The 23868-nt window shown below is 70.0% G+C and carries 18 protein-coding genes; 7 read left to right on the forward strand and 11 right to left on the reverse strand.

Features of this window, described 5'->3' with window-relative positions; translation table 11 throughout:
* The first annotated feature begins 73 nt into the window (after positions 1-73).
* The 5 genes from ACWIHT_RS14205 (at position 74) to ACWIHT_RS14225 (ending at position 5648) form a co-directional block, all read left to right on the forward strand.
* Entirely contained in the window at positions 74-1459 is a 1386-nt protein-coding gene (locus ACWIHT_RS14205) for an ABC transporter substrate-binding protein (RefSeq protein WP_456167844.1), read from the forward strand.
* A 5-nt stretch (positions 1460-1464) separates the two neighbouring features.
* Positions 1465-2418: a carbohydrate ABC transporter permease gene (locus ACWIHT_RS14210; protein ID WP_456168025.1), complete on the forward strand. Its 954-nt coding sequence runs from the start codon at positions 1465-1467 to the stop codon at positions 2416-2418.
* 103 nt (positions 2419-2521) lie between these two features.
* A complete protein-coding gene (locus ACWIHT_RS14215) occupies positions 2522-3424 on the forward strand; it encodes a carbohydrate ABC transporter permease (protein ID WP_456167846.1) in 903 nt (300 codons plus the stop codon).
* Positions 3421-4668, forward strand: coding sequence for a 6-phospho-beta-glucosidase (locus tag ACWIHT_RS14220; RefSeq protein ID WP_456167848.1), 1248 nt, complete (start codon positions 3421-3423; stop codon positions 4666-4668). The genes ACWIHT_RS14215 and ACWIHT_RS14220 overlap by 4 nt, the downstream gene beginning before the upstream one ends.
* Positions 4668-5648: an N-acetylglucosamine kinase gene (locus tag ACWIHT_RS14225; RefSeq protein WP_456167850.1), complete on the forward strand. Its 981-nt coding sequence runs from the start codon at positions 4668-4670 to the stop codon at positions 5646-5648. Before ACWIHT_RS14220 ends, ACWIHT_RS14225 begins: the two co-directional genes overlap by 1 nt.
* A 4-nt stretch (positions 5649-5652) precedes the next feature.
* Here ACWIHT_RS14225 and ACWIHT_RS14230 read toward each other — a convergent pair whose 3' ends face one another.
* Both ACWIHT_RS14230 and ACWIHT_RS14235 read right to left on the reverse strand, forming a co-directional pair.
* Positions 5653-6423: an Atu4866 domain-containing protein gene (locus ACWIHT_RS14230; protein WP_456167852.1), complete on the reverse strand. Its 771-nt coding sequence runs from the start codon at positions 6421-6423 to the stop codon at positions 5653-5655.
* A gap of 114 nt (positions 6424-6537) precedes the next feature.
* Entirely contained in the window at positions 6538-8400 is a 1863-nt protein-coding gene (locus ACWIHT_RS14235) for a glycoside hydrolase family 76 protein (RefSeq protein WP_456167854.1), read from the reverse strand.
* A 340-nt stretch (positions 8401-8740) separates the two neighbouring features.
* Between ACWIHT_RS14235 and ACWIHT_RS14240 the strand changes: the two genes are divergently transcribed.
* Positions 8741-11623, forward strand: coding sequence for an alpha-L-rhamnosidase-related protein (locus ACWIHT_RS14240; RefSeq protein ID WP_456167856.1), 2883 nt, complete (start codon positions 8741-8743; stop codon positions 11621-11623).
* A gap of 53 nt (positions 11624-11676) precedes the next feature.
* On the opposite strand, the gene ACWIHT_RS14245 is transcribed toward ACWIHT_RS14240, so the two are convergent.
* The 9 genes from ACWIHT_RS14245 to ACWIHT_RS14285 all read right to left on the reverse strand — a co-directional run bounded on the left by ACWIHT_RS14245 (position 11677) and on the right by ACWIHT_RS14285 (position 22206).
* Positions 11677-12012: a hypothetical protein gene (locus ACWIHT_RS14245; protein WP_456167858.1), complete on the reverse strand. Its 336-nt coding sequence runs from the start codon at positions 12010-12012 to the stop codon at positions 11677-11679.
* A gap of 64 nt (positions 12013-12076) precedes the next feature.
* On the reverse strand, positions 12077-14005 hold the full coding sequence (locus ACWIHT_RS14250; RefSeq protein ID WP_456167860.1) for a glycoside hydrolase family 9 protein: 1929 nt from the start codon (positions 14003-14005) through the stop codon (positions 12077-12079).
* On the reverse strand, positions 14002-15291 hold the full coding sequence (locus ACWIHT_RS14255) for a sensor histidine kinase (RefSeq protein ID WP_456167862.1): 1290 nt from the start codon (positions 15289-15291) through the stop codon (positions 14002-14004). The genes ACWIHT_RS14250 and ACWIHT_RS14255 overlap by 4 nt, the downstream gene beginning before the upstream one ends.
* Positions 15288-15953, reverse strand: a complete 666-nt coding sequence (locus ACWIHT_RS14260) for a winged helix-turn-helix domain-containing protein (protein ID WP_456167864.1) — start codon at positions 15951-15953, stop codon at positions 15288-15290. Before ACWIHT_RS14260 ends, ACWIHT_RS14255 begins: the two co-directional genes overlap by 4 nt.
* A gap of 76 nt (positions 15954-16029) precedes the next feature.
* On the reverse strand, positions 16030-17457 hold the full coding sequence (locus ACWIHT_RS14265; protein ID WP_456167866.1) for a cellulose binding domain-containing protein: 1428 nt from the start codon (positions 17455-17457) through the stop codon (positions 16030-16032).
* 41 nt (positions 17458-17498) lie between these two features.
* Positions 17499-19037, reverse strand: coding sequence for a beta-N-acetylhexosaminidase (locus ACWIHT_RS14270; protein ID WP_456167868.1), 1539 nt, complete (start codon positions 19035-19037; stop codon positions 17499-17501).
* Between the two features lie 49 nt (positions 19038-19086).
* On the reverse strand, positions 19087-19926 hold the full coding sequence (locus ACWIHT_RS14275; RefSeq protein WP_456167870.1) for a carbohydrate ABC transporter permease: 840 nt from the start codon (positions 19924-19926) through the stop codon (positions 19087-19089).
* Positions 19923-20801, reverse strand: a complete 879-nt coding sequence (locus ACWIHT_RS14280) for a carbohydrate ABC transporter permease (RefSeq protein WP_456168027.1) — start codon at positions 20799-20801, stop codon at positions 19923-19925. The genes ACWIHT_RS14275 and ACWIHT_RS14280 overlap by 4 nt, the downstream gene beginning before the upstream one ends.
* A 139-nt stretch (positions 20802-20940) precedes the next feature.
* A complete protein-coding gene (locus ACWIHT_RS14285; RefSeq protein WP_456168029.1) occupies positions 20941-22206 on the reverse strand; it encodes an extracellular solute-binding protein in 1266 nt (421 codons plus the stop codon).
* A 283-nt stretch (positions 22207-22489) separates the two neighbouring features.
* Between ACWIHT_RS14285 and ACWIHT_RS14290 the strand changes: the two genes are divergently transcribed.
* Positions 22490-23329 carry a GntR family transcriptional regulator gene (locus ACWIHT_RS14290; protein ID WP_456167872.1) on the forward strand — a complete coding sequence of 280 codons (840 nt, stop codon included), beginning with the start codon at positions 22490-22492 and terminating at the stop codon, positions 23327-23329.
* The last annotated feature ends 539 nt before the right edge of the window (positions 23330-23868 follow it).

Genomic DNA, 23868 nt, shown 5'->3' on the forward strand with positions numbered 1-23868 from the left:
TGACAGTCCCCAAATAGTGCCCCAACATGTGCCCACTGGTCAATAAGTGGTAAGCGAATTCGCCGGAGGTCCCATGTCCGAGTCCCGTGGCGGACCCGTCACCCGCACCGTCACCCGTACCGCCCGCCGACCCCGGCGTACCGTCGCCGCGTCGCTGCTCGCGGCCACGGCCCTGCTGGCCGCAGCATGCACCACCGGGGGCGCCGCGTCGAAGGCGGACACCGGCGCCGACGACACCACGCCCGTCACCATCACCTTCTGGCACGGTCTCAGCTCGCCGCACGAGATCGCCTCGGTGAACGCCGTGCTCGCCATGTTCCACAAGAAGTACCCCTACATCACGGTCAAGGCCGTCGCCGCCCAGACCGACGACAAGGTCAACCAGGCCATCCGCGGCGGCACCGCGCCCGACGTGGCGTCCTCGTTCAACGCCGCGAACGTCGGCGGCTGGTGTTCCAGTGGAGCGTTCCAAGACCTCACCCCGGACATCAAGGCCGACCACGTCGACATGTCCCAGATCCCGAAGGCCGTCCAGTCGTACACCGCGTTCGGCGGCAAGCGCTGCACCATGCCCTGGCTCGCCGACACCTTCGGCCTGTACTACAACAAGAAGCTCTTCGCGCAGGCCGGGATATCCGCGCCGCCGAAGACGATGTCCGAACTCGCCGCGGACACAAAGAAGTTGACCACCTTCAACCCGGACGGCTCGATCAGGACCGCGGGATTCATGCCCTACCTGGGCGCCTACCAGATGCTCACCGAACACCTGGTCCCCAGCTGGGGTGGCAAGTGGCTCACCGCCGACGGGCAGTCCGACGTCGGCGGCGACCCCGCCTTCGCCCAGGCACTGACCTGGCAGAAGAGCCTGGTCGACTGGTTCGGCGCGAAGAAACTCGTCACCTTCAAGGCCGGTATGGGCGACGAGTTCTCCGCCCAGAACGCCTTCGAGACCGGCAAGCTGGCCATGATGATCGACGGCGAGTGGCGCAACTCGTTCATCAAGAACGACAAGGCGAACATCGACTACGGCACCGCCGTGATGCCTGCCGCCGACGGCAAGTCCCAGCTGTACGGCGCCGGTTACGTCGGCGGGAACGTGATCGGCATGCCGCGCGGCGCCAAACACCCGGGCGCGGCCTGGAAGTTGATCAAGTTCCTCACCACCGACACCGACGCGCTGACCACCCTGGCCGACGCCATCGGCAACGTCCCCACCACCAAGGCCGCGCTCGACTCGCCCGCGCTGGGGCTCTCCAAGGACCCGAACTTCGCGCCGTTCCTCCAGGTGTTCAGGAACCCGCTCACCACCACCACTCCGGCGAGCGCCGACGGCGGCGCCTATCTCACCAACTTCGGCCACTTCGTGGAGGAGTGGCAGAGCGGCTCCGTATCCGACCTGAAGGCCGGTCTCACCGCCGTCGACAAGCAGAACAACGCCGCGCTCAAGCTGGGGCAGTGACCGTCATGGCCACCCAACTCCAGCTCACCCCGGCCCCGTTGAGGGCGGCCCGCCTGCGCCGCAACCGGCTGCGCGTCCTGCTCTTCCTCGCCCCGGGCCTGGTCGGCTTCGCCGTCTTCCTCGTCTACCCCCTGGTGATGACGGTCTGGCTGTCCTTCACCAACTCGAACATGATCTCCCCGGCCCGCTTCGTCGGCCTGCGCAACTACCGCTATCTGCTGGACGGCGACCCGCTGATCTGGCACGCGATCCGCAACACCGGCTGGCTCGTTGCCGTCATGGTCCCGGCGCAGGTGCTCTTAGCCCTCGGCGTGGCCATGGTCACCGCCCGCCTCAAGGCCGGGGCGAGCCTGTTCCGCACCCTGTTCTATCTGCCCGCGCTGGCCCCGCCGGTCGCCGCGACCGTCGCCTTCGTCTGCATGTTCAACCCCAACTCCGGCCCGGTGAACCGGATCCTGGGCCTGCTCGGCATCCACGGACCGCTGTGGTTCAACTCGCCCGGCTGGTCCAAACCGGCCCTGACGCTGCTCGCCCTCTGGGGCAGCGGCACCATGATGGTCATCTTCCTGGCGGCCCTGCTGGAAGTCCCCGCCGAACTCTACGAGGCCGCCGAACTGGACGGCGCCGGCTCCTGGCACCGCTTCCGCTACGTCACCCTCCCGACGATCTCACCGGTCGTACTGTTCGCGACCGTCACCGGGGTGATCGCCGGACTCCAGTACTTCACCCAGGCGATGGTCGCCTCACAGGTCGCCAACGGCAACATCCAGCCCGCGCCCGGCTATCCCGACGGCTCCACCCTCACCTTCCCGCAGCAGCTCTACATCGCCGGCTTCAACCAGTTCCACGCGGGCTACGCCTGCGCGCTGGCCGTGGTGCTCTTCGTGGTGGCGATGGCCTTCACCGTCGTCCTGCTCCGCCGCGCCTCCGGCTTCGACATCGAGGAGGCACCGCGATGACGTACCGCTCCGCCCATCGAGAAGTCGCCCTGACGGCAAGGGACTTGGCCACGCGAGAAGTCGCCGCGACAGCAAGGGACTTGGCCACCGAGGAGCCGCCGCGATGACGACGACCTACGCCCCTGCCCCCACCCGCCAGACCCGGGCCACCTCACCCCACCAGGCGGCCCGCGGCCGGGCGAGCCGACGGCGCAAGCTGGTCTGGATCGCCGAACACGCCGTAGCCGTAGGCCTGGCCTGCGCCTTCATCGGCCCGATCGTGTTCATCTTCCTGACGTCCGTCATGACCGACGGCCAGTCCCTCACCACGAACCTGTGGCCCCACCACTGGCAGTGGTCCAACTACCGCACCGTCTTCGCCACCGCACCCGTCGGCACCTGGCTGGTCAACACCGTGCTCTACGCGGTCGCCGCCACCGCCGCCACCCTGCTCTCCAGCGTCCCCATCGCCTACGCGCTCGCCCGGTTCCGCTTCAAGGGACGAAACACCGCGTTCCTCTGCGTCATCACCATGATGATGCTGCCGCCCCAAGTCCTCGTCATCCCCATGTACTTGATGTGGGCCCGGCTCCATCTCACCGGCACCATCTGGCCGTTGGTCCTCCCCTCCCTGTTCGGCGACGCCTTCTCGGTGTTCCTGCTGCGGCAGTTCCTGCTCACCGTCCCAGAGGACTACCTCAACGCGGCCCGCGTCGACGGCTGCGGCGAACTGCGCGTCCTCACCCGGGTGGTGCTGCCGATGATGCGCCCCGCGCTCGTAGCGGTCGGCCTGTTCTCCTTCTTCAACGCCTGGAACGACTACTACGGCCCCCTCATCTACACCGGCGAGACGCCCGCCCACTGGACGCTGGCCCTGGGCCTGGCCACCTTCAAGACCTCCCACGCGGTGCAGTGGAACCTCACCATGGCCGCGACCCTCATCGCGATGGCGCCGGTGATCATCGTCTTCTTCTTCGCGCAAAAGGCCTTCATCGAGGGCGTCACACTGACAGGAGTCAAAGGTTGAAGATCACCGTTGTCGGCGGCGGATCCACGTACACCCCCGAACTGGTTGACGGATTCGCCCGGTTGGGACTGCCCGTCACCGAGATCGCCCTCGTCGACCCCGACCTCGATCGCCTCGACGTCGTCGCCCCGTTCGCCCGCCGCATCCTGGCCCGCCAGGGCAGCCCCGCGAAGATCACCACCACCGCCGACCCGGACGCCGGCATCGACGGCACCGACGCCGTCCTCCTCCAGCTCCGCATCGGCGGCCAGGCCGCCCGGCACATCGACGAGACCCTCCCGCACGAGTGCGGCTGCATCGGTCAAGAGACCACCGGAGCAGGGGGGTTGGCCAAGGCGCTGCGGACCGTACCGGTCGTCCTCGACCTCGCCGAACGGGTCGCCAAGCGCGCCCCGAACGCCTGGATCGTCGACTTCACCAACCCGGTCGGCATCGTCACCCGCGCCCTCCTCGACGCCGGCCACAAGGCGGTCGGCCTGTGCAACGTCGCCATCGGCTTCCAGCGCACCTTCGCCGACTGGCTCGGCGTCGACCACGAGCGGATCACCCTCGACCACGTCGGCCTCAACCACCTGACCTGGGAACGGAGCGTACGGCTCGACGGCGTCGACGTCCTGCCGCGCCTCCTCGACGAACACGGCCGGGCCCTCGCCGACCGGCTGCGCATGCCCCTCGACGTGGTCCGCCGCCTCGGCGTCGTCCCCTCCTACTACCTCCGCTACTACTACGCCCACGACGAGGTACTCCGCGAACAGCTCACCGAACCCTCCCGCGCCGAACTGGTCGCCGCGATGGAGGACGAGTTGCTGACGATGTACGCGGACCCGGCCCTCACCGAGAAGCCCGCCCTCCTCGACAGGCGCGGCGGTGCCTACTACTCGGAGGCCGCGGTCCAGCTGGTGCACGCCCTCACCGCCGACACCGGTGACGTCCGCGTCGCCAACGTCCGCAACAACGGCACCCTGCCCTTCCTCCCCGACGCCGCCGTCATCGAGGTCCCCTCCCGCATCGGCGCGCACGGAGCGACTCCCTTGCCCGTCAACGCCGTTGAGCCCCTGTTCGCCGGACTGATCGCGCACGTGACGGCGTACGAGGAACTCGCCCTGGAAGCCGCCCTGCACGGTGGTGTCGACCGGGTCGCGACCGCACTGCTCGCGCACCCCCTGATCGGACAGGTCTCCGTCGCCGAGGAGTTGGCGGCGAAGCTCGTCGCCGCCAATCGCCAACACCTGTGGTGGGCCTGATGAGTTCGGATCTGCTGCTGGCCGTCGACGGCGGCAACTCCAAGACCGACCTCGCCGTACTGACCACCGACGGTACGATCCTGGGCCGCGCCCGGGGCGGCGGATTCCGCCCGCAGGCGGTGGGCCTCGACGCGGCCATGGACGTACTGGCCGCGTTGCGCGCCGAGGCCATGGCCGAGGCGGGTGTCGGGGCCGACACCGTGGTGGACGGCATCACCGCCTTCCTCGCGGGCGCCGATCTGCCGCACGAGGTCAAGGCGTTGCGCGAGGCCGTCGGCGCCCGCCGCTGGGCCGTCGCCCAGCGCGTCGACAACGACTCCTACGCCGTCCTGCGCGCCGGGGCCCGCTGCCCCTGGGGCGTCGCCGTGGTCTGTGGCACCGGCATCAACTGCGTCGGCGTCGCCCCCGACGGCCGTACCACCGGCTTCGCCGCGCTCGGCCGGATCTCCGGGGACTGGGGCGGCGGCATCGACATGGGCACCTCGGCGCTGTGGCACGCGGCCAGGGCGGAGGACGGCCGGGGCCCGCGAACCGCCCTGCACACGGCGGTGGTCGACCACTTCGGCCTCGCCACGGTCGCCGACGTCACCGCCGCACTGCACAGCGGCGACCTGCCCGCACTCCGCCTGAGCGAACTCTGCCCGGCGGTCTTCGCGGCCCGCGACGACGGCGACGGGATCGCGACCGAACTGGTCGAACGACTCGCGGCGGAGATAGCGAGAATGGCCCTGACGGTCCTGTGCCGCCTCCAGCTCGCCACCACCCCGGACCCCGAAGTGGTGCTCGGCGGGAGCGTGTTGGCCGCCGGCCACCGGGCCCTCCTCGACGACATCGAACGGGGACTCACCGAGGCCGTACCGGGCGTCCGCCCGGTGGTGTGCACCCAACCGCCGCTGCTCGGCGCCGCGTTGGCGGCCCTGGACCTCCACCCCCGAGCGGACCCGGGGGCGGAGGCCCGACTCCGCGCCGAATTCCAGTGATCCGCTACGACCGGGAGCGCGCCCCGAGCCGCATCGCGTACCCCGCGTGGTGCAGCTCGTCGCCCCGGAACTCGCCGAAGGCCCAGAAGCCGAGGTCGTCCAGGTAGTCGATGCGGTCGCCGTCGATCCAGTAGCGGCCCTCGTAGGCGTGCGGGCGGCCACCTCGGGTCTCGTCGTAGCGGCCGTCGGCGGTCAACTCCTGGTGCAGGAAGCCGTTCTCGTCGATCCAGACGCCGACGCGCGGGCTGCCGGTCAGGTCCTGGGCGGCCGGGATGCCCGCCTCGGGCGCGGTGGCTCGGCCGGGGGCGTCGGTGCCGGACCAGAGGACCGGCTCGCCGTTCGCCACGAGGGCGCGGACCTCCTCCGGTCGGGTCAGCAGCGTGGCCACCGCACCCGCCACGTCGGGGGCGAGTTCATCGGGTACGACGAGCAGGTCACCGGTGTTCCCGGGCGTCAGCGTCGCGACGTAATCGGAGCGTTGGCCTCGCCCGCCGACCAGGGCGACGGTGTCCACGACGGCCGGCACCACCGTCATGCCGGTGCAGTCGACGACGATGGCGTTGTCGTCCTGCGCCGCGGTGACGATGCCCGGGCCGACGCCCACGAGGAGGGCGCCGACGAGCAGCACGTCGGCGCCGGTCAGGGTGCCGATCAGCGGGTCCATGGTCAGGACCCGGGCGTTGGTGAACAGGACGGGACGGCCCGTGTCGTTCGTGACGATCTCGTCGAAGGCTGGACCGTTCCAGGTCGTGGTGTGCGTGTGGGTGGTGCTCATCGCCTGCTCCTAGGGTGGGTGGATCGGGTGCCGCACGGCAAGCCTGGTCGCGTCCGAGGGACGCAACCAGGCCGCCGTTACCCCAGGTGTCCCGCACCCACCCTGCGTGCCGGCTCAGCCCGCGGCGGCGGTCAGCGCCCCGAGCGCGCCGGCCTGTGTCCGCCAGTCGGTCTGGTTCGGACTGGTGCCCGCCCAGCGTTCACCGAGCGCGTTGAGCGTGGACCGGTCCTGTGCCCACAGGGTGTCGGCCTGTTTCTGGATGTAGGCGCGATAGGTGCTGGAGCCGGTCACGTTCGCGAGGTCGGCGAAGTTCCGCATGAAGATGCCCTTGAACTGCTTCTGGTTGTCGTCGCAGGACGCCGAGCCGACGTCGCAGGACTCGGTGAGCACCCCGCCGACGGTCAGCTGCGAGCTGCTGATCGCGGCGTTCGCCAGGGTCCGCGCGGTGGTCAGGAACGAACTGTCCCCGGTCGTCCTCCACAGCTCGGTGAAGCCGCCGATGGCCAGTCCCTGGTTGTAACTCCACACGGTGGAGCCGTTGTTGGCGCAGGACGAGGACAGTCCGTCGTTGACCAGACCCGAGGAGTTGATCATCCCGCTGGCCCTGTACCAGGCGGCCGAGGTCTTCGCCCGTTGCAGCCACACGGTGTCACCGGGGATCCGCTGGTGCAGCGCGGTGGTCAGCCACAGGTACTGCCCGTTGGTCACCGCGTTCTTGTAGGTCCTCTCCCGGTCCCACCACACCCCGCCGCCGCAGGTGCTCGTGTCCCAGTACTGCTGCACGTAGTTGGCGATGGTGACGGCCTCGTTGAGATAGCGCGCGTCGTGCGTGTAGTCGTACGCGTCGATCCACGCGATCGCCCACCAGCCCGAGTCGTCGATGGACCGGCTGACGAAGTCCCCCTCGATCGCGTCCGAACTGCGCGTCCCGGCCGGGAAGACGCCCTTGTTCTGGTCGAAGGTGCGGGCGACGATCCAGTCGTAGTCGTGCGTGCCGGTGGTCTTCGCGAAGTCGATGACGGAGGTGAGGGTGGCCGCCGAGTTCCACCAACTGCTGGGCCACCAGCCGTTGTAGGCGTCGTACGACGACATCAGCGCGTCCGCCGCGGCGCGCGCCCGGGTCGGCACGGGCCGGTACCACGCGGTGCAGCTGCCCTCGTTGTGGCTCGCCTCCCGGCCGCAGGCGCGGACCGCGCCGCCGTAGAGGAGACCGCGCGGGTCGCGGGTGGCGTACATCGTGGTGCGGGTGGTGGTGGCCCCGGACGGGGTGCTGGTACGGCCGAGGGAGGAGCCGTCCGGCCAGGTCGCGCCCCCGTCCCAGGACCGGTCCAACCAGATCTCGTCACCGGCGCCGCCCGTGTCGATGCTTCCCCAGGCCGTCGCGTTCTTCTGATCCACGTGCAGCCGGATCGTGCGGCCGTAGAGGGTGGTCGACGGCACCGGCTGGTCGTCGCCCGCCGCCTGGCCCGCGCTCGTGCCGTCGCAGAGGGTGTCGCAGACGGTGGGGTAGACCCAGTTCGTGCAGCCCACGCCGGCCGCGTCGCCGCAGGCCCGGACCAGGCCGCGCCTGTGGTCGCGCGGGTCGGTGATGTTGTACATCAGCGTCCTGGTACCGGTCCAGGTGCTCGGGACGCTCGCCTTGCCGAGCAGTCCGTCCCAGGTGGCGCCGCCGTCCCAGGACCGGTCCAACCAGACCGCGTCACCGGTCGAGCCGTTGTCGATACTGGCCCACGCCATGTCGTCCGCGTCGGACACGTGCAGCTGCACCCGCCGGCCGTTGAGTGTCTTGTCCGGTACTGGAAACGTTTCCTGCCTGGCCTGCGAAGGGTCCAGGGTGTCGCAGGCCAGGACGCACACCTGCGTCGCGGCGGACGCCGACGTCGCGGCCGGGACGAGCGCCGCGAACGCGAGGGCGGCCGTCAGGAGAAAGCTGAGGAACCGTGGTCTGACAACGATGTCGAAGCCATGTAGGGGCACCGGAAACTCGCCTCGATTTCACGATGGGGGACGCCGGGTGTGAATGGATTCAGCTCTGGATCAAAGGTCCATACCTCTACCCGTACTCGACGCAGTGAACCGGCTTGGTGCGGCCCTGTCAATGTCGTAAGGTGCGCTTTTTACCCGGGAGTTGAAGGCTTCCGCGATGGGTTGACACCCGCCCGCCCGGCGCCCATCATCGGTGCGAACTTCGGCGAGTCATCTCGCGCACCCGTCGCTCCTCAAGATCCAGGCTTCCGTGTTCGATCCACTTGAATCGATTCACATGCCTGGTTGTCCAGTCGAGCGGCTGGTTCCCCCACCGATCCGGGAGGCACTCATGCGCCGTCGCAGGCCAGCGCTGAACCGAAAGCCCAGACCAGGACCCCTAGTCGGGCTCACCGTGGTGGTGGCCGCCGCGCTGGCCATGACCCCGACCCTGTCCGCCGGGGCGGCGCCGACGGCCGCAACACCCGCCCCCAAGGCGGCACTTGACGCCGTGAACTACTCGCCGACCTCGCGCACCCTCAAGCCGACCGCCGTCTACCGCACCTCCGGCAGCGTCGCGAACCCGACGAACGTGCTGAACGGACAGGCGACCCGGATCTCCGGCTCGCAGTCGGCCGTCACGCTCGACTTCGGGAAGGAGGTCGGCGGCTTGGTAACGTTGTCATTCGGCAGTACCAGCTCCAGCGGCCAGCGCGTCGGCCTCGCCTTCAGCGAGTCGTCCCTGTACGTGGGCAACATCAGCGACCGCAGCAGTGGCCGCGACGGCGAGGACGGCGCCCTCTATACCACCCCCTCGGCCAACGGGACCTACACCGTGCCGACCGCCCAACTCCGTGGCGGCTTCCGATACTTGACCGTCTTCCTCGACAGCACGGGCTGGGTGGACCTCAAGGGCGTCAGCCTCACCTTCACCGCTGCCCCGGGGAAGTCCGACCCGGCCGACTACGCCAACTACTTCACGTCCAGCGACGAGTTGCTCAACCGCATCTGGTACGCCGGGGCGTACACCGTGCAGTTGAACACCATCGCCTCCAACCAGGGCCGCGCCTGGCCGCCGCCCTCCTCGACGTGGGACAACAGCGCCACGGTGGGCGTCGGGGACTCCGTGCTGGTCGACGGGGCGAAGCGCGACCGTACGGTGTGGCCCGGCGACATGGGCATCGCCGTCCCCACGCAGTACGCGTACTCGAACGACCTCACCTCGACCCGCAACGCGCTCACCACGATGTACAACGCGCAGTCGTCGGCAGGCGAAATCCCTTGGTCCGGGCCGCCGTTCAACCTCACCGGCTCGGACACCTACCACACCTGGACGCTGCTGGGGACGTCCACGTACTACACGTACACCGCCGACCGGTCGTGGCTGGACTCCGAATGGTCCAACTACAAGCGGGGGATGGCCTTCATCACCAACAAGATCGACGGCAACAACCTGCTCAACGTGACCCGCACCCGGGACTGGGCCCGGGTCGGCCAGGGCGGCGAGAACATCTCCGCCAACGCGCTGCTGTACGGAGCCCTCAGGGGCGGCGCGAGCCTCGCCGCGGTCGAGGGCGACAGCGCCCTTGCGGCGAGTTGGAACAGCAAGGCCGACGCCATCAAGACGGCGGCCAACTCCCGCCTGTGGGACGCCTCCAAGGGCATGTACAAGGACAACCCGACCAGCGGTCTGTACCCGCAGGACGGCAACTCCCTCGCCGTCTGGTACGGGTTGAGCGACTCCACGGCCAAGTCGAAGAGCATCATCGCGGGGCTCGGCGGCAACTGGGGCATCTACGGCCCCACCACGCCCGAATGGGGCGGCAACGTCTCGCCGTTCGCCGGCGGCATGGAGCTGAACGCGCGCTTCACCGCCAACGACGACTACACCGCCCTGGACCAGATCCGCCGGACCTGGGGCCACATGCTCGACAGCGACATCGGGACGAAGAGCACGTTCTGGGAGGGCATCCAGTCCGACGGCGGTCTCGCGTACGGCGGTTCGTTCATGAGCCTGGCCCACGGCTGGTCCACCGCGCCCACCTCGACGCTCACCTTCGACGTGCTCGGCACCGCGCCCGAGTCGGCCACCGGCGCCTACCGCTTCGTCCCGCACCCCGGCGACCTGACCAGTGCCCAGGGCCGCATCACCATGCCCCAAGGCGCGATCAACGCCTCCTGGTCCCGCGACCCGTCGGCCGGCACGTACTCCGCCACCCTCTCCAGCCCGTCCGGCAGCACCGGCCGGATCGGCGTCCCCAAGCTCGGCGGCAACATCACGGTGACCGTGAACGGCGCGACCGTCTGGAGCAACGGAACCTTCACGCCCACCTCCGGCATCACCGGCGGCAGTCAGGACGACACCTACGTCTACCTCACCGGCGTGGCCCCCGGCAGCTACACCGTCTCCGCCACCGGCCTCGGCAACCCGGCACCGCCCGCCGAACCCGGCACCGGCACCCTGCGCGCGGGCTACACCCGGTGCGCGGGCGAGAGCGGCACCTGCTCCTTCAGCGGCACCCGCTCGGTGGCCTACGGCGCCGGGACGTACACGTACAAGACCGTGACCAGCAGCACCGCCTGCTCCAACGACTCCTTCGGCGGCGACCCGGCGGCGAACCTCGTCAAGTCCTGCTACGTCGCCGACGCCGGCGGCCCGCCCGGATACACGGCCTGCGCGGCCGAGGGCGGCACCTGCTCCGTCCCCGGCTACAACCGAGATGTCGCCTACGGCGCCAATGGCAACTTCGTCCACCAGGTCACCAACGGCTCCGTCGACTGCTCCAACGCCCACTTCGGCGATCCCATCGACGGCGTCGCCAAGTCCTGCTACCTGCCGCCCGCGGGCGCCCCGGCCGGTGGCTGGACCAAGTGCGCCGACCAGAACGGGACTTGTGCTGCGGTGGCGGGCCAGCCGGTGATGTACGGCGCCTACGGAGCGTTCACCACGGCCACCGCGACCGGCGACACGGCATGCACCGACGCCACGTTCGGCGACCCCATCTCCGGTGAGTCCAAGGCCTGTTACACCGCGACCGGCGGCCCGGTCGGTTACGCCACCAACTGCTCGGCGGAGGGCGGGACTTGTGCCTTCAGCGGACAGCAGACCGTCGCCTACGGCGCCCGGGGCCGCTTCCTCTACAAGACCTTCGGCGGCGGCGCGAGCTGCACGACGGCGGCCTTCGGGTCCGACCCATTGCCCAACGTGAGCAAGTCCTGCTACCTCACCTCCTGAGCGGCCCGACACCTCCGGCGGCCCCCGCCTCCCCGCGGTCGGGGGCCGCCGGATCACTCCGGATGCGCCACCGCCTCCTTCTGGAGCCGCACCGCCGCCAACAGGCTCAGCCCCGGCTCCGCCTGCCGCAGCGCCCGCACCGCCGCGACCGAGGCGAGGTCCCCGGTGAAGCCGGCCGCCGCCAGCCGGGACCGGACCCAACCAGCTCGCAACCGGCCTTCGTCGGCGGCCGCGGCGGACTCGACGAGCGCGATGGAGCGTTCCAGGCCGGGCCGTTCCTCGGGCGAGGCCCCGGCCAGTGCCTCACGCAGGGCCGCCGCGATCACGTCCGCGTCCCGGACGGTCAGCACGAAGGTGTTCTTCTTGCCCAGTCCCGTGATTCCAGTCATGGGACCCAGCCTGACGATCATGTTCCGTGCGGGCCAAGCGACTTGAGGAGATTCAGAGGGTCGGCTACTGGTCCTCGTCCTGCGCCGTCAGGGCGAAGGCCAGCAGGGCTGTCGTGGTGAAGTCCAGCGAGGGCTCCACCGTCTGCCAGGCGCCCACATCGTCCACGTACCGCGAACCCTTGCCGTCGAAATCGGTCCAAGCTCCGCTCGGCGGACCGGCGGTGCACTTCTTCATCGTCGAGAAGCCGTTCAAGTCGGTGAGTTTGTCCGCCGCGTTGGGGCCGTTGACCACCGCGCCGCGCAGGATCGCGCCCTTCCCGTCGAGGCTGCCGCGCAGGTTGGCCAACTGGTGTTCCGGGCAGTGCGGATAGACCTCACCCGCGCCGATCATGAAGCTGGTACCCCACGGGTTGGCGCCGAGCGCCCAGCCCCGCTGCCGCCCGGCGAAGGCCGCGAAGCCGGTGTCCCCGGTCGCCTTGGCATAGAGCTGAGCGGTGGCCACAAGCCCGAACGTGTGCGGTACGGCGTCGAAGTCGTCGTAGACCGCGCCCGCGCCGAACGGATCGTGCCCGGCCCGCTCGACCCCGTCCTCCAACTGTCGGCGCAGGTCCTTGTACAGGTCCTCGGCCCCGACGCCGTTGCCGCGGTCGCCGTCCAGCGCGGTGGCCAGGTCGACATGGGCGAGGGCGCTGACGTCCGCGACGTTGAGGGTGCCCTTGACGTCGGAGTCCAGATAGGCGCGGGCCCAGCGAGCCGCGTCGGCCGTCCAGTCGCTCTCCCGGTCATCACCCAACTCCCGCGCGGCCAGCGCCAGTTCGGCACCGGCGAACTCCAGGTCGTCCTGCCAGGAGTCCTCGGGGTAGAAGCCGCTGGGGAAGGCGGTGACGAGCGGCTGGTCGGGGTCCGGGTCGGTGTCGGCCTGATCGTAGACGGCGGCGGCCTTCTCCAGCCACTCCCGGGCAAGGTCCGGGTCGGAGTCGGCCGTGCGCTGTGCGGCGAGGGCGAAGACCGCCGCCACCCGTCCCGCCAGACTGGGCGTGATCGGCTCGCCCGGCGCGTTGGACCGGAACACCGGGCGGTGCTTGATCGTGTAGTCCGGGTCGCCGGGCGACACATCGAGCCGGTCGTCGGCCTCCGGCAGCCGCCACACGTCGTGGTCCGTGCGCACGTTGTCGTTGCCCGCGCCGATGCCGACCTGGGCGTAGAGCGTCCCGCTGTCGCCGTCCCACATCCGGTCCAGCCACGACAGACCGTGGTCGGCCTCGGCGGACAGCGCGGGCATGGCCGTCGGCAAGTCCCGTTCGGCGAGCAGGAGTTCGGCGGTCGAGTAGGAGGTGGTGCCGGTGAACTTCAGGAAGTCGCCCGCGTCGAACCAGCCGCCCGAGGCGTCGACCGTGTCACCGGTCGGGGTCAATTGCTCGTCGAGGAGTTCCTCACCCGCCTCGTCGTAGTGCGGGTCGGCGTAGACGGCCGCGTGCTCGTCGGCGAGATGGGACGGGCCGTGCTTGAGGATCCCGGGCAGTACGTCGGCGCCGTCGCGCTGGGCCTGGAGGAAGCGGACGTTGTCCCGGACGAGCGGGGTCATCAGCTCGCTCGCGTCGGCGATCCGGAAGGTGGGGGAGCGGCCGGCGGCGCTGCCGGTCAGGACGATGCGGTAGGTGCCGGGAGTGTTCAGCGCGGAGAGGTCGACGGTGCGCACGGACGGGTACTTGGCGTTCCAGTGGCCGGTGACGGCACCGAGCCGACCCGCCGTGACCACCTTGTCCTTCGCGTCGACGACCTTGAAGCGCGCCCCGGCGAGCGCCTTCGTGGGACCCATCACGTAGGCCTGTTTCGTCTCGCCGCGCACATAGCCGACCTGGTCGACCCGGACGACCGCCTCGGCGGCGGGCGGCGCGCTCGTCGTGTCGTACACATTGACGGCGACGAGTACGGCGCCGAGAGCCGTGGCGGCGCCGGTGACCAGCAGTACAGGGCTGCGCAGTGCGTTCATGTGCCCACGGTGCCGGGGCCTTCATGAGATGACGATGAGGACGCCCGGTCGGGGTCCGTCGGCAGCCGGAGTTCGGCGAGCAGGCCGCCGCCGGGAGCGTCCGTGAGGCGGGCGGTGCCGTGGTGCAGACCGGCGACCCAGCGGACGATGGCCAGGCCCGCACCCGTGCCTGGACCGGTCCCGGCGACCCCGCGTGCGAACACCCGCTCCCGGTCCGCGAGCGGTACGCCGTCCCCGTGGTCGCGGACCGTGACCAGCCCCGGCGTGACGCCGACCTCCACCGGCGAACCGGCCGGGCCGCCATGCCGCTGGGCGTTCTCCACCAGGTTCCGTACCGCCTGCGCCAGCAGGTCGGGATCGCCGCGCACCACCACCGGCTCGGCCGTCACCGTCACGCTCTGGTGGTCCGGCAACTCCTCGACCGTGGTCTCCACCAACTGGTCCAGCCGCAACGGCACCAGCTCGACCCGCTGCGCCCCGGACTCCAGCCGCGCCCTGGCGAGCAGCCCGGTGACCAGCCGACTCAGCCGGTCGACGAGCCGTAGCGCCTCGTCGGACGAGCCGCCGCGCTCGACGGTCAGCCGCAGGGTCGCCAGCGGGGTCCGCAGCTCGTGCGCGGCCTCGGCCAGGAACTGTTCCTGCTGGTCAAGACCGCGCAGGGCCGGACGCATGGCCCGCCCGGACAGCAGATGTCCTACGGCCGCCGCGCAGCAGACCAGCGCCGTGCAGCCGAGGGCCAGCCAGCGCACGAGGAGGTCGTGATCGTGTTCGCTGCGCGCCAGTTCCGTGCCGACGAGTACCGCCGCCCCGATCCGGTCCCCGTCCCAGACCGGAGCCGCCGCCCACCGCAGCCGCCCGCCCTTGGTGGCGGGAGCGCTGACTTGGACCGTTCCCTGCTCGTCCAGGACGCTGTGCCAGACCTCGTCCAACTGGTCCGCGTCGGGCAGCGCCGACCGTCCGGGTACGACGTTCCGCACGGTCGGCGTCTTTCCCGGCGCCGCCTGCAACACGGCCAACACCTGTGCGCCCTGGGCGAGTTCGTCCTCGCGCAGCGGCTCCAGGTGCAGCACTCCCGCGTCGAACCAGACCGCCCGCGACAGCCCCGCCGCGCGGCTGCCCACCTCGTGGTCGAGGCCGGAGCGGCGGGAGGCGGCGTCGATACGGATCGCGACCACGGCGAGTACCACGAGACAGGCCGCGGTCGTCGAGGCGAACAGGAGCGTCATCAACCGGCGGGTGCGCCGCAGCCGGGCAACCGCGGGCGATGCCGGGTCGTGGCGCTTCACGCCTCGCCGCCCAGGCGGTAGCCGACACCGCGCACCGTCGCGATCGGGTCGGGCGGTCCGAGCCGTCTGCGCAACTGCCCGATGAGGACGTCCACCACATTGGACATCGGCTCGCTGGCCTCGTCCCAGCAGCTCTCGATCAGTTCGCTGCGCGTGACGACCTCGCCCGCCCGCAGCAACAGCAGCTCCAGCACCGCGAACTCCTTGGCCGAGAGGCTGAGCAGCACTCCGGCCCGGGTCACCCGGCGGCGCGGCAGATCGACCTCCAGGTCGCCCGCCCGCAGCAGGGACGGCCGCGCGGGCTGCTCCCTGCGGCACAACGCCCTTACCCGTACGACGAGTTCGGCGAAGGCGAACGGCTTCACCAGGTAGTCGTCCGCGCCGTGCTCGAAGCCGGCCACCCGGTCGCTCACCGCGTCCAGCGCGGTCAGCAGCAGGAAGGGCAGCACCGATCCCGCCCGGCGCTGAGCGGCGAGCAGCGTGAGGGAGTCGCCGTCCGGGACCGAGCGGTCGGCCACGACACAGTCGTAGCGATTGACGGACAGTTTGAGGTCGGCCTCGGCGAGCGTCCGCGCGAGGTCGACCGCGAACCCCTCACCCCTCAGTTGAGCTGCGACGACGGGTCCCAGCTCAAGATCGTCCTCCAGGACCAATACACGCATGGCCCGGAGCTTAGGCGACGGCGGTGCGCGCACTCGGATCCCGTACGCCGAGTGCGCGCACCGCCGCGCTCCGTGCTCAACTGCTGGGCACAGTGTCCTCGAACGTGGTGCCCGCGCCCCGGTAGGCCGCCACCTTTGCGGCGACCTGCGCCGGGGTGAGGACCTGGTCCTTGACGTGCAGGACGTAGTCGACCTGCTCGTCGTAGGCGCGCGCGGTGGAGCTGGTGAGACCGCCGAAGTCGATCAGCCACTGGTTGAAGTTGATCGACATCGGCCGCTCCGGGAGGTACGCGGCGTCATGGGTGCCGAAGAGCTGGCCGTCGATGTAGTACTTGATGTCGCTGTTGTCGATGGTCAGCACGAGGTCGTGCCAGCCGTTGTAGCTCTGCCGGCCCTCGGTGTGCTGGTTGACCGCCACCCACGGGTCGGCCTGGTAGGTCTCCCAGGACGTCGTGTAGAGGATGTCGGACGACTCGCCCCAGCCGCCGTTGGGGAGGTACTCGAAGTCGTACTCGGAGTAGTCGTCCGCCATCGGCGCCGTGAGGTCGTTGATGGTGAAGAACGTCTGGACGAGGTGGTCGCCGTCCGGCCCGTACTTGGGCGCGTCGTTGAACTTGACCCGGGCCGCGTAGGTGCCGTTCTTGAACTTCCTTGTGTTGGTGACGACTTCGGTCTGCTTGGTGCTCTCGCCGGTGCCCGAGGTCGAGGTCTCCAGGTTCATCATGGAGTTGCCGCTCGTGGTGGCGAAGGTGACCTTGTCGGGTGTCCAGGTGGCGCCGGACACCCCGGGGCCGCCGGAGGTGGAGCGCACGTTCCAGCCGTGCGCGGCGATCTTCGGGTCGTTGTAGGCGCTGTAGTTGAAGTCGTCGAACAGCGTGGCGCCGGTGGCCGGGGGATCGGTCGGCGGGTCGGTGGGCGGGTTCGTCGGATCGTTGCCCGCGGGAGCCGTGCCCCACAGGGTGGTGCCCGACAGCTGCGCCGTGACCTTCGACCAGTCGGCGTACGACGTCTGCGAGGCGCCGAAGGAGTAGTCGTCGCTCTGGTTCAGGGTCTGCCAGGTCGACTGGTAGAAGCGCAGTTGCATGTCACTGGTGTCGGCGCCGGGCGCTAGGGTTCCGGCGCCCGAGGTGAAGCCGATTTCGAGGTAACGGTCTGCCGTGGCCGTCGGGTTGGCGAGGGTGCCGAAGGTGCCCGTGATGTTGGCGCAGCCCTTGACCGCCCAGGAACACGCGAAGCGGTAACTCGCGCTCGCCGAGTCCGACTTGAAGTAGTAGCGGAGCTTGACGTTCGCCAACTGCACTGTGGTGGAGCCGGTGTTCTTCACCTTGAACCAGGGCTCGGACTGGTCGGCGGTGGCACCCGTGGCGCTCGTGCGGTACTGGACGCTCAGCCCGTCGCCGGCCGCGCTCGCGGTGGACGGCACGGCGCTGAGCGCGGCGGCGCCCAGGGCCACCGCTACGGCGGCGGACGCGGCGGCGCGGAGTCTGCTCTTCCCGTATTTCATGGTGGTACCTCTCCAGAAGGTGGGGTGATTCCGGAACGGGTTCAGGTCAGAGGGCGGTACCGGACGTCGAGCGCGTCGAGCCGCGCCGTGTGTCCGCCGAGCCGGGTGCGGAAGTCGTCCCAGTCGGTTGGACCGCTCCAGGCGCGGTCGGCCAGAGCGCACAGCCGGGGATAGGTGAGGTACTCGACGCGCTCGGGCGTCGTGACGAACTCGGTCCACAACTGGGCCTGGACACCCAGCACTTGACGGGCTGCCGCAGCGTCCGCGTCCTCGGGAACGGGGTCGTGGGAGTGCACGGTCCGCAGATCGACGACCTTGCCCGGCTGGGCCGGGGGCTCGCGCGGGTCCTCGGACTGGGCGTGGTCGAGGTAGGTCGCCCGGTGGTAGGCGCTCACCACCTGGTGGCCGCGCCGGGCCGCCGTCAGGGTGTGTGCCGCGTCGCGCCAGGTCATCACCGTTAAGTCCAGGGGCAGTTCGGTTCCCGTCTCGGCCCAGCCGACCGGGCGCCGCCCGTGCCGCACGAGGAACTCGCCGATCCGCCCGAGGAACCAGCCGTGCAGCGCGGCGGGACTCGACAGGCCCTGCGCCAGCGCCCGTTCGCGCGCGGCGGCACTGTGCGTCCACTCCGCGGTGGGGCATTCCTCGCCGCCCACATGGATGTACGGCGAGGGGAAGACGTCCATGACCTCGTCGAGGACGGTACGGCAGAAGTCGAGGACCTCGTCGTGGACGCCGAGGACGGTCTCGCACACGCCCCACTTGGTCCACACGTCGAGGGTGCGCTCCGGGTGGTTGCCCAGTTCGGGATAGGCGGCCAGGGCGGCCCGGACGTGCCCGGGCATCTCTATCTCCGGCATCACGGTCACCCCGCGGGCGGCGGCGTAGGCGACCAGGCCGGCGAGTTCGGCCCGCGTGTAGGAGCCGCCGTGCGGGACGCCGTCGTACAAGTCGCTTCCGGCGGGCCCCTGTTGGGACTCCGCGCGGTGGCCGCCGATCTCGGTGAGCTTGGGGTAGGCGGCCACCGGCATGCGCCAGCCCTGGTCGTCCGTGAGGTGGAGATGGAACACGCCGATCTTGTGCAGGGCCAACAGGTCGACGTACCGGCGGAGATGGGAGACGGGCTGGAAGTGGCGGGCCACGTCGAGCATCGCACCGCGCCAGGGGTGCCGGGGGAGGTCGGTGATCTCGACGCACGGGAGCGGCCACTCCGTGTCGCGCTGTGGACGCGCTGACAGGGCCTGAGGGGGCAGGAGTTGACGGATCGTCTGGATTCCGCGCAGCAGTCCGGTGAGGTGCGCCGCGCGCAGCAGGACGGCGTGCGGGGCGACGGTGAGTCCGTAGCCCTCCTCGCCCAGACCGGCCAGACCGGGGTCGAGCGTCAGGGTCAACTGCCCGTCGGAGGACGCCTCCAAGGGCAGTCCGGTGGCGGGGGCGAGCAGCGTGCGCAGCAGGTCCGCGGCCGGTTCGGCGCCCGCGCCGATGTGCAGCGCGGTGCCGGTGTCGAGGGTGAAGTGCCCCGGCCGGAGCGCGGACTTGGTGGGTCGGGGGACGAGGGTGAGCACGGAACGCTGTGCGGGCATGGATCGTCTCCGGGACGGGGACGGGGGCGGGTGGGGGTGGTGCGGAGCGTCAGCCCTTGACCGCGCCGGCCGCGAAGCCGGAGGTGACATGGCGCTGGAGCAGCAGGAAGATCACAAGTGCCGGTGCCGCGAAGAGAGTTGAGGCCGCCATCGTGGCGCCCCAGTCGGTGCCGAAGACGTTCTGGAACGAGGACAGCCACACGGGCAGCGTGCGGTGGTCCTGCTGCTTGATGATCAGGAAGTTGGCGTAGGTGAACTCGTTCCACGCCGTGATGTAGCCGAACAGCGAGGTGGCCATCAGCCCCGGTGCGAGCAGCGGGAACGCGATGCGCCGGAACGCCCCGAACCGGGTGCAGCCGTCGACCTGCGCGGACTCCTCCAGCTCCGGCGGAATCGTGCCGATGAAACCGCGCAGCACGATGATCGTGAACGGCAGCGTCATCATGAAGTAGACGAGCGTCAGCGTCGGCAGCCGGTCCAGCATGTCGGTGTCGCGGGAGATGATGTACACCGGGATGATCAGTGACTCCCAGGGCGCCATCTGCGCGATGAACACCATCAGCATGAACTGCCGGCGCCCCTTCCACCTCATCCGGGCGACCGCGTAGGCCGAGCCGAGCGCGATGACGAGGGCGAGCAGCACCGCGCTCAGCGTGACGAGGACGCTGTTGCGCCAGAACAGTCCGAAACCGGCGGCGCCGACGGCCGTACGGAAGTGGTCGAGGGTCCAACTCGCTGGAATGAGCCGGGGGTTGTCGGACTGGATGTCACGGGTCGGGGTGAACGCGGTCGCGACCATCCAGTACACCGGGAACAGGCACACCAGGACCGTGAGGACGGCGGCGGCGTTCAGGGGCAGGCGGCGGATCCGGGGCCGGGTGGTGCTCATGCGAGCTCGTCCTCCTGGCGGAACATCTGGCGGAAGTAGAGGACCAGCACGCCCGACATCAGCACCACGGTGACCATGGAGGCCGCCGAACCGAGGTCGTAGCGCTGGTGGGAGAGGGCGGTCTGCACCGCGTACACGGGCAGGATCGTGGTGGCGTCGCCGGGTCCGCCGTTGGTCATCACCCAGATCTGCACGAACGCCTTGAACGTCCAGATCACTTCGAGGGAGAACACCAGCAGGAAGATCGGCCGGATCATCGGGAAGGTGACCGAGCGGAAGATCCGCGGCCCCGACGCGCCGTCGATGCGCGCCGACTCGTACAGCTCGACGGGGACGGTGGTGAGCGCCGAGTACAGCGTGATCGCCGCGAAGGGCACGGACTGCCACACCACGAGCGCGACCACGATGGCGAACGCGGCCGGTCCGTGCGCGAACCAGGGATAGCGGTCGAAGGACTCGAACCCCAGCCCGGTGAGTACCTCGTTGACGATCCCGAACTCCGAGTGGAACAGCCACTGGAAGACCGTCGTCGCCGAGATCACCGGCATCGCCCAGGTCAGCACCAGCGCGCTGAGGACCGTGGTCCGCCCGAACCGGCCGAGCCGCTCGACCATGAGCGCGACCAGTGTGGACAGCGTCATGATCAGTACGACGTTGATCGCCATGAAGAGGAACGTGCGCTGTACGACCTGCCAGAAGCCGCTGTCTCCCAGCAGCGTCCCGTAGTTCCGGAGGCCGACGAACTTCGCGTGCCCCAGGATGAGTTGGCGCAGTCCGAAGTCCTGCAACGAGATCACCACGGCACGGATCAGGGGATACACCAGCAGATAGAGCGTGCCGAGCACGGCGGGCGCGATCAGGAGATACGGCCAGATGCCCCGGCCGGCGGGCTTCGACGGGCGGCGCGTGCCCGGTCCCGGGGAGCGCCGGGGCGGATCGGTACCGAGTGGGGGACGGGGGCGGTCTGCTCTCGGACGGCCGGCACGGCGCTCCTCCTTCCGTTCAACGGGCGCTTCAGGAGCCGGAGTTCATCGCCGCGGTGATGGCCTCGGACGCGGTGGCGGCCTTCTTCCGGATGTCGCCGCCGGTGAGCACGGCCGTCATGTAGTCCTTGATCGGGTTCTTCGCCTCCACGGCTGCCCAGCCCGGGGTGTTGGGCGTGGCGTGGCCCTGGGCGGCGCCGATCGCCATGGCCGCGGCGCCCGGGTCGGCGGCGACGGCGGAGGCGAGGGTGGTCTTGTTCGGGACGTAGCTCATGGCGAGCGCGAGCTTCTTCTGCCAGGTGTCGCCGGTGAGTTCCTTGATGAACGTGTAGGCCGCGTCCTGCTTGGTGGACGCCGTCGGGATGACCAGGTCGGAGCCGCCGGTGAAGACCGCGCCGGGGGTGGCGGCGGTCTTGCCCGGGATCGGGAAGAAGCCCAACTTGCCCTTCAGGGCAGGGTTGTTCTGGACGACGACGTTGGCGCCGCCCGGGGACGAGACGACCTGGGCGATCTTGCCCTTGGCCATGACGTCGGCCTGCGGCGGGTTGGCCTCGTCGGAGTCCTTGGGGCCCTTGCCGAGGGCCTGCAACTGCTCGTAGAACCGCATGCCGCGGATCGCCGCCGGGGTGTCCAGCGCGCCCTTCCACTTGCCGCCGGACTGGACCGCGAGGTCCCCGCCCTCGTCCCAGATGAAGCCGGCGAGCGTGTACCAGTTCTGGCCGGGCAGGTAAATGCCCTGTGTGCCGCCGGAGTCGAGCTTCTTGGTGGCGGCGATCCACTGGTCCCGGGTCTTGATGGCGGACGCGTCGACACCGGCCTGCTTGAAGAGGTCGGTGCGGTAGATGACGACGCGGTTGGCGGCGTAGTACGGAATGCCGTACTGCTTGCCGTCGTAGGCGCCCGGCTCGGCGAGGCCCTTGAGCCAGGTCTTCCCGCCGAGGTCGTCGACCTTGTCGCTGAGGTCCAGCAGCCCGCCGCTCTGCGCGAACTGGGCGACCTGGGTGTTGCCCGTCTCGATGACGTCCGGCGCGTCGTTGCCGGCCAGGGCGGCGGTGACCTTCTCGCCGATGCCGTCCCACTCCTGGATCTGCACCTTGACCTTGATGTCGGGGTGGGCGGCCTCGAAGCCCTTGACGAACTCGTTCTGGAACGCGACGGAGACGCTGTCGCGCATCAGCCAGACGTCGATGGTGGTGTTTCCCCCGGAGCCTGAGGAACTGCCGTCGGAGGTATCGGAAGAGCTGCTACAGGCACTCAGCCCTGCTGTCATCACGAGCACGGACACGCCGGCGAACATACGGAGCTGCACGGTTCACCCCTGGAGGACATGAACTGACCACCTGACCAGTGAAGCCCACTGGACAGCTCACCTCTCGATGTGGGGACGAAGGTGGCATAGACCAATGCGGGCGTCAACCCCCGCTGCTGCCAAGGGATTTGGCGCGTATATCGCTCAAGAACCGGATGATCACTGGCCGTTGGTGGTTACACTTCCCCGGTCAAGAGGGCGAACCGCGAGGCAGTCGCTGGTCAACTGGTCAACCGATCGGCCGGGGATTCCGCGTACGAGGGAGTGCGACATGAAGGCCGACGCGCCAGGGGCGGTACTCAAACGGGAGCGGGTCCGCGACTTCATCCTCGACCTCGTCGAGTCGCAGCACCCGGGGGACCCGATCCCCTCCGAGCGCGCCCTCTGCGCCCGCCTCGGCGTTTCCCGCCCGACACTGCGCGCGGCGGTCGACGAACTCGTCGCCGCGGGGCTGCTGGTGCGGGAGCACGGACGCGGCATGTTCGTCGCGCCCGAGAAGATCACCCAGGAACTCGTCTCCGGCGAGCAGACGATGACGGCCCCGCAGGCCTCCGGGGCCTGGTCGAGCCGACTGCTGGAGTTCACCACCATCCCGGCCGGCGCCCGGGTGGGCCGCAGACTGCGCCTCTCGCCCGCCGCCGAGATCGTGTACGTGGCGCGGCTGCGGCTGGTCGACGGCGCCCCGATGGCCATCGAGCACCTGCACATCAGGGCCGATCTCGTACCCGCCCTGTCCGCACCGGAGTTGGAGGCCGGCGACCTCTACGAACACCTGCGGGAACAGCACGGCGTGCACGTCCAGGAAGCGGTCCAGGCCATCGAGCCGACGGTCGTCACCAAGGCCGAGGCCGAACTCCTCGACGTCCCCGAACTCTCCCCGGCCCTGCTCTTCGAACGCCTCACCTCGGACACCACCGGGCGGCCCGTCGAGTACGTCCACTCGATCTACCGCGGCGACCGCTACCGCATCGTCTCCCGCCTCACCCTCGGCCCCTCGGTCGCCGCCCCCACGGCCCCCCTTGGGCACCACCCCGGCATCCCCCCGGGCGACTTCGCCCACCGCGACACCATCGAGTCGTCCACCCGGGGGGACATCCAGTCGGGGGCGTGAACTGCCGCCGGGAGCAAGGCCGTTCTACAGCTCGCCGGGGCGGCCGTACCGGTAGAAGAACGGTCCACCGAGTTGGCCCGCCAGGCCCGCGTCAGGCCCGAACTGTCCTCCAGGAGCCGGGCGCCCGGGGTGAGGTCGCCGACGTGGAGCGGGTCGAAACCGGCGTCGGTGATGAGCTGGACGGTGATGTCCTTCGCGGCGGGCTCGGCGGCGTAGAGGTTGCTCGGGGTGACGCGCTGCGTGCCGATCTGGTCGTACGCCGAGGCGAAGACCGTGTTGAAGGACTTCGCGGTCGGGCCGCCGACGATCGACTTGACCTGGTGCGCGAGCGAGGGGAAGGACTCGTCGCGGTCCCCGTAGAGGTTCGTCGCGTCGATGGTCACCTGGCCGTTGAGCCCGGTGACGCCGGCGAGTGCCTCGGTGATGAGGCCGCCGGGGACGGCCACGACCACCACGTCCGCGTCCGAGGCGTCGCCGCCGTCCCGGCCCAGCGTCCTGACCTGGTGTCCCGCTTTCTCCCACAGCCGGGCCAGGCCGCC

The sequence above is a fragment of the Streptomyces sp. NPDC002276 genome (genome assembly GCF_053891435.1).

Excerpts from the sequence above, each read along its gene's own strand:
- ACWIHT_RS14225 (WP_456167850.1), top strand. The coding sequence starts at position 4,668 with ATGAGTTCGGATCTGCTGCTGGCCGTCGACGGCGGCAACTCCAAGACC.
- ACWIHT_RS14285 (WP_456168029.1), bottom strand. The coding sequence starts at position 22,206 with ATGTTCGCCGGCGTGTCCGTGCTCGTGATGACAGCAGGGCTGAGTGCC.
- ACWIHT_RS14245 (WP_456167858.1), bottom strand. The coding sequence starts at position 12,012 with ATGACTGGAATCACGGGACTGGGCAAGAAGAACACCTTCGTGCTGACC.
- ACWIHT_RS14260 (WP_456167864.1), bottom strand. The coding sequence starts at position 15,953 with ATGCGTGTATTGGTCCTGGAGGACGATCTTGAGCTGGGACCCGTCGTC.
- ACWIHT_RS14265 (WP_456167866.1), bottom strand. The coding sequence starts at position 17,457 with ATGAAATACGGGAAGAGCAGACTCCGCGCCGCCGCGTCCGCCGCCGTA.
- ACWIHT_RS14290 (WP_456167872.1), top strand. The coding sequence starts at position 22,490 with ATGAAGGCCGACGCGCCAGGGGCGGTACTCAAACGGGAGCGGGTCCGC.
- ACWIHT_RS14205 (WP_456167844.1), top strand. The coding sequence starts at position 74 with ATGTCCGAGTCCCGTGGCGGACCCGTCACCCGCACCGTCACCCGTACC.
- ACWIHT_RS14230 (WP_456167852.1), bottom strand. The coding sequence starts at position 6,423 with ATGAGCACCACCCACACGCACACCACGACCTGGAACGGTCCAGCCTTC.
- ACWIHT_RS14275 (WP_456167870.1), bottom strand. The coding sequence starts at position 19,926 with ATGAGCACCACCCGGCCCCGGATCCGCCGCCTGCCCCTGAACGCCGCC.
- ACWIHT_RS14240 (WP_456167856.1), top strand. The coding sequence starts at position 8,741 with ATGCGCCGTCGCAGGCCAGCGCTGAACCGAAAGCCCAGACCAGGACCC.
- ACWIHT_RS14210 (WP_456168025.1), top strand. The coding sequence starts at position 1,465 with ATGGCCACCCAACTCCAGCTCACCCCGGCCCCGTTGAGGGCGGCCCGC.
- ACWIHT_RS14250 (WP_456167860.1), bottom strand. The coding sequence starts at position 14,005 with ATGAACGCACTGCGCAGCCCTGTACTGCTGGTCACCGGCGCCGCCACG.
- ACWIHT_RS14215 (WP_456167846.1), top strand. The coding sequence starts at position 2,522 with ATGACGACGACCTACGCCCCTGCCCCCACCCGCCAGACCCGGGCCACC.
- ACWIHT_RS14270 (WP_456167868.1), bottom strand. The coding sequence starts at position 19,037 with ATGCCCGCACAGCGTTCCGTGCTCACCCTCGTCCCCCGACCCACCAAG.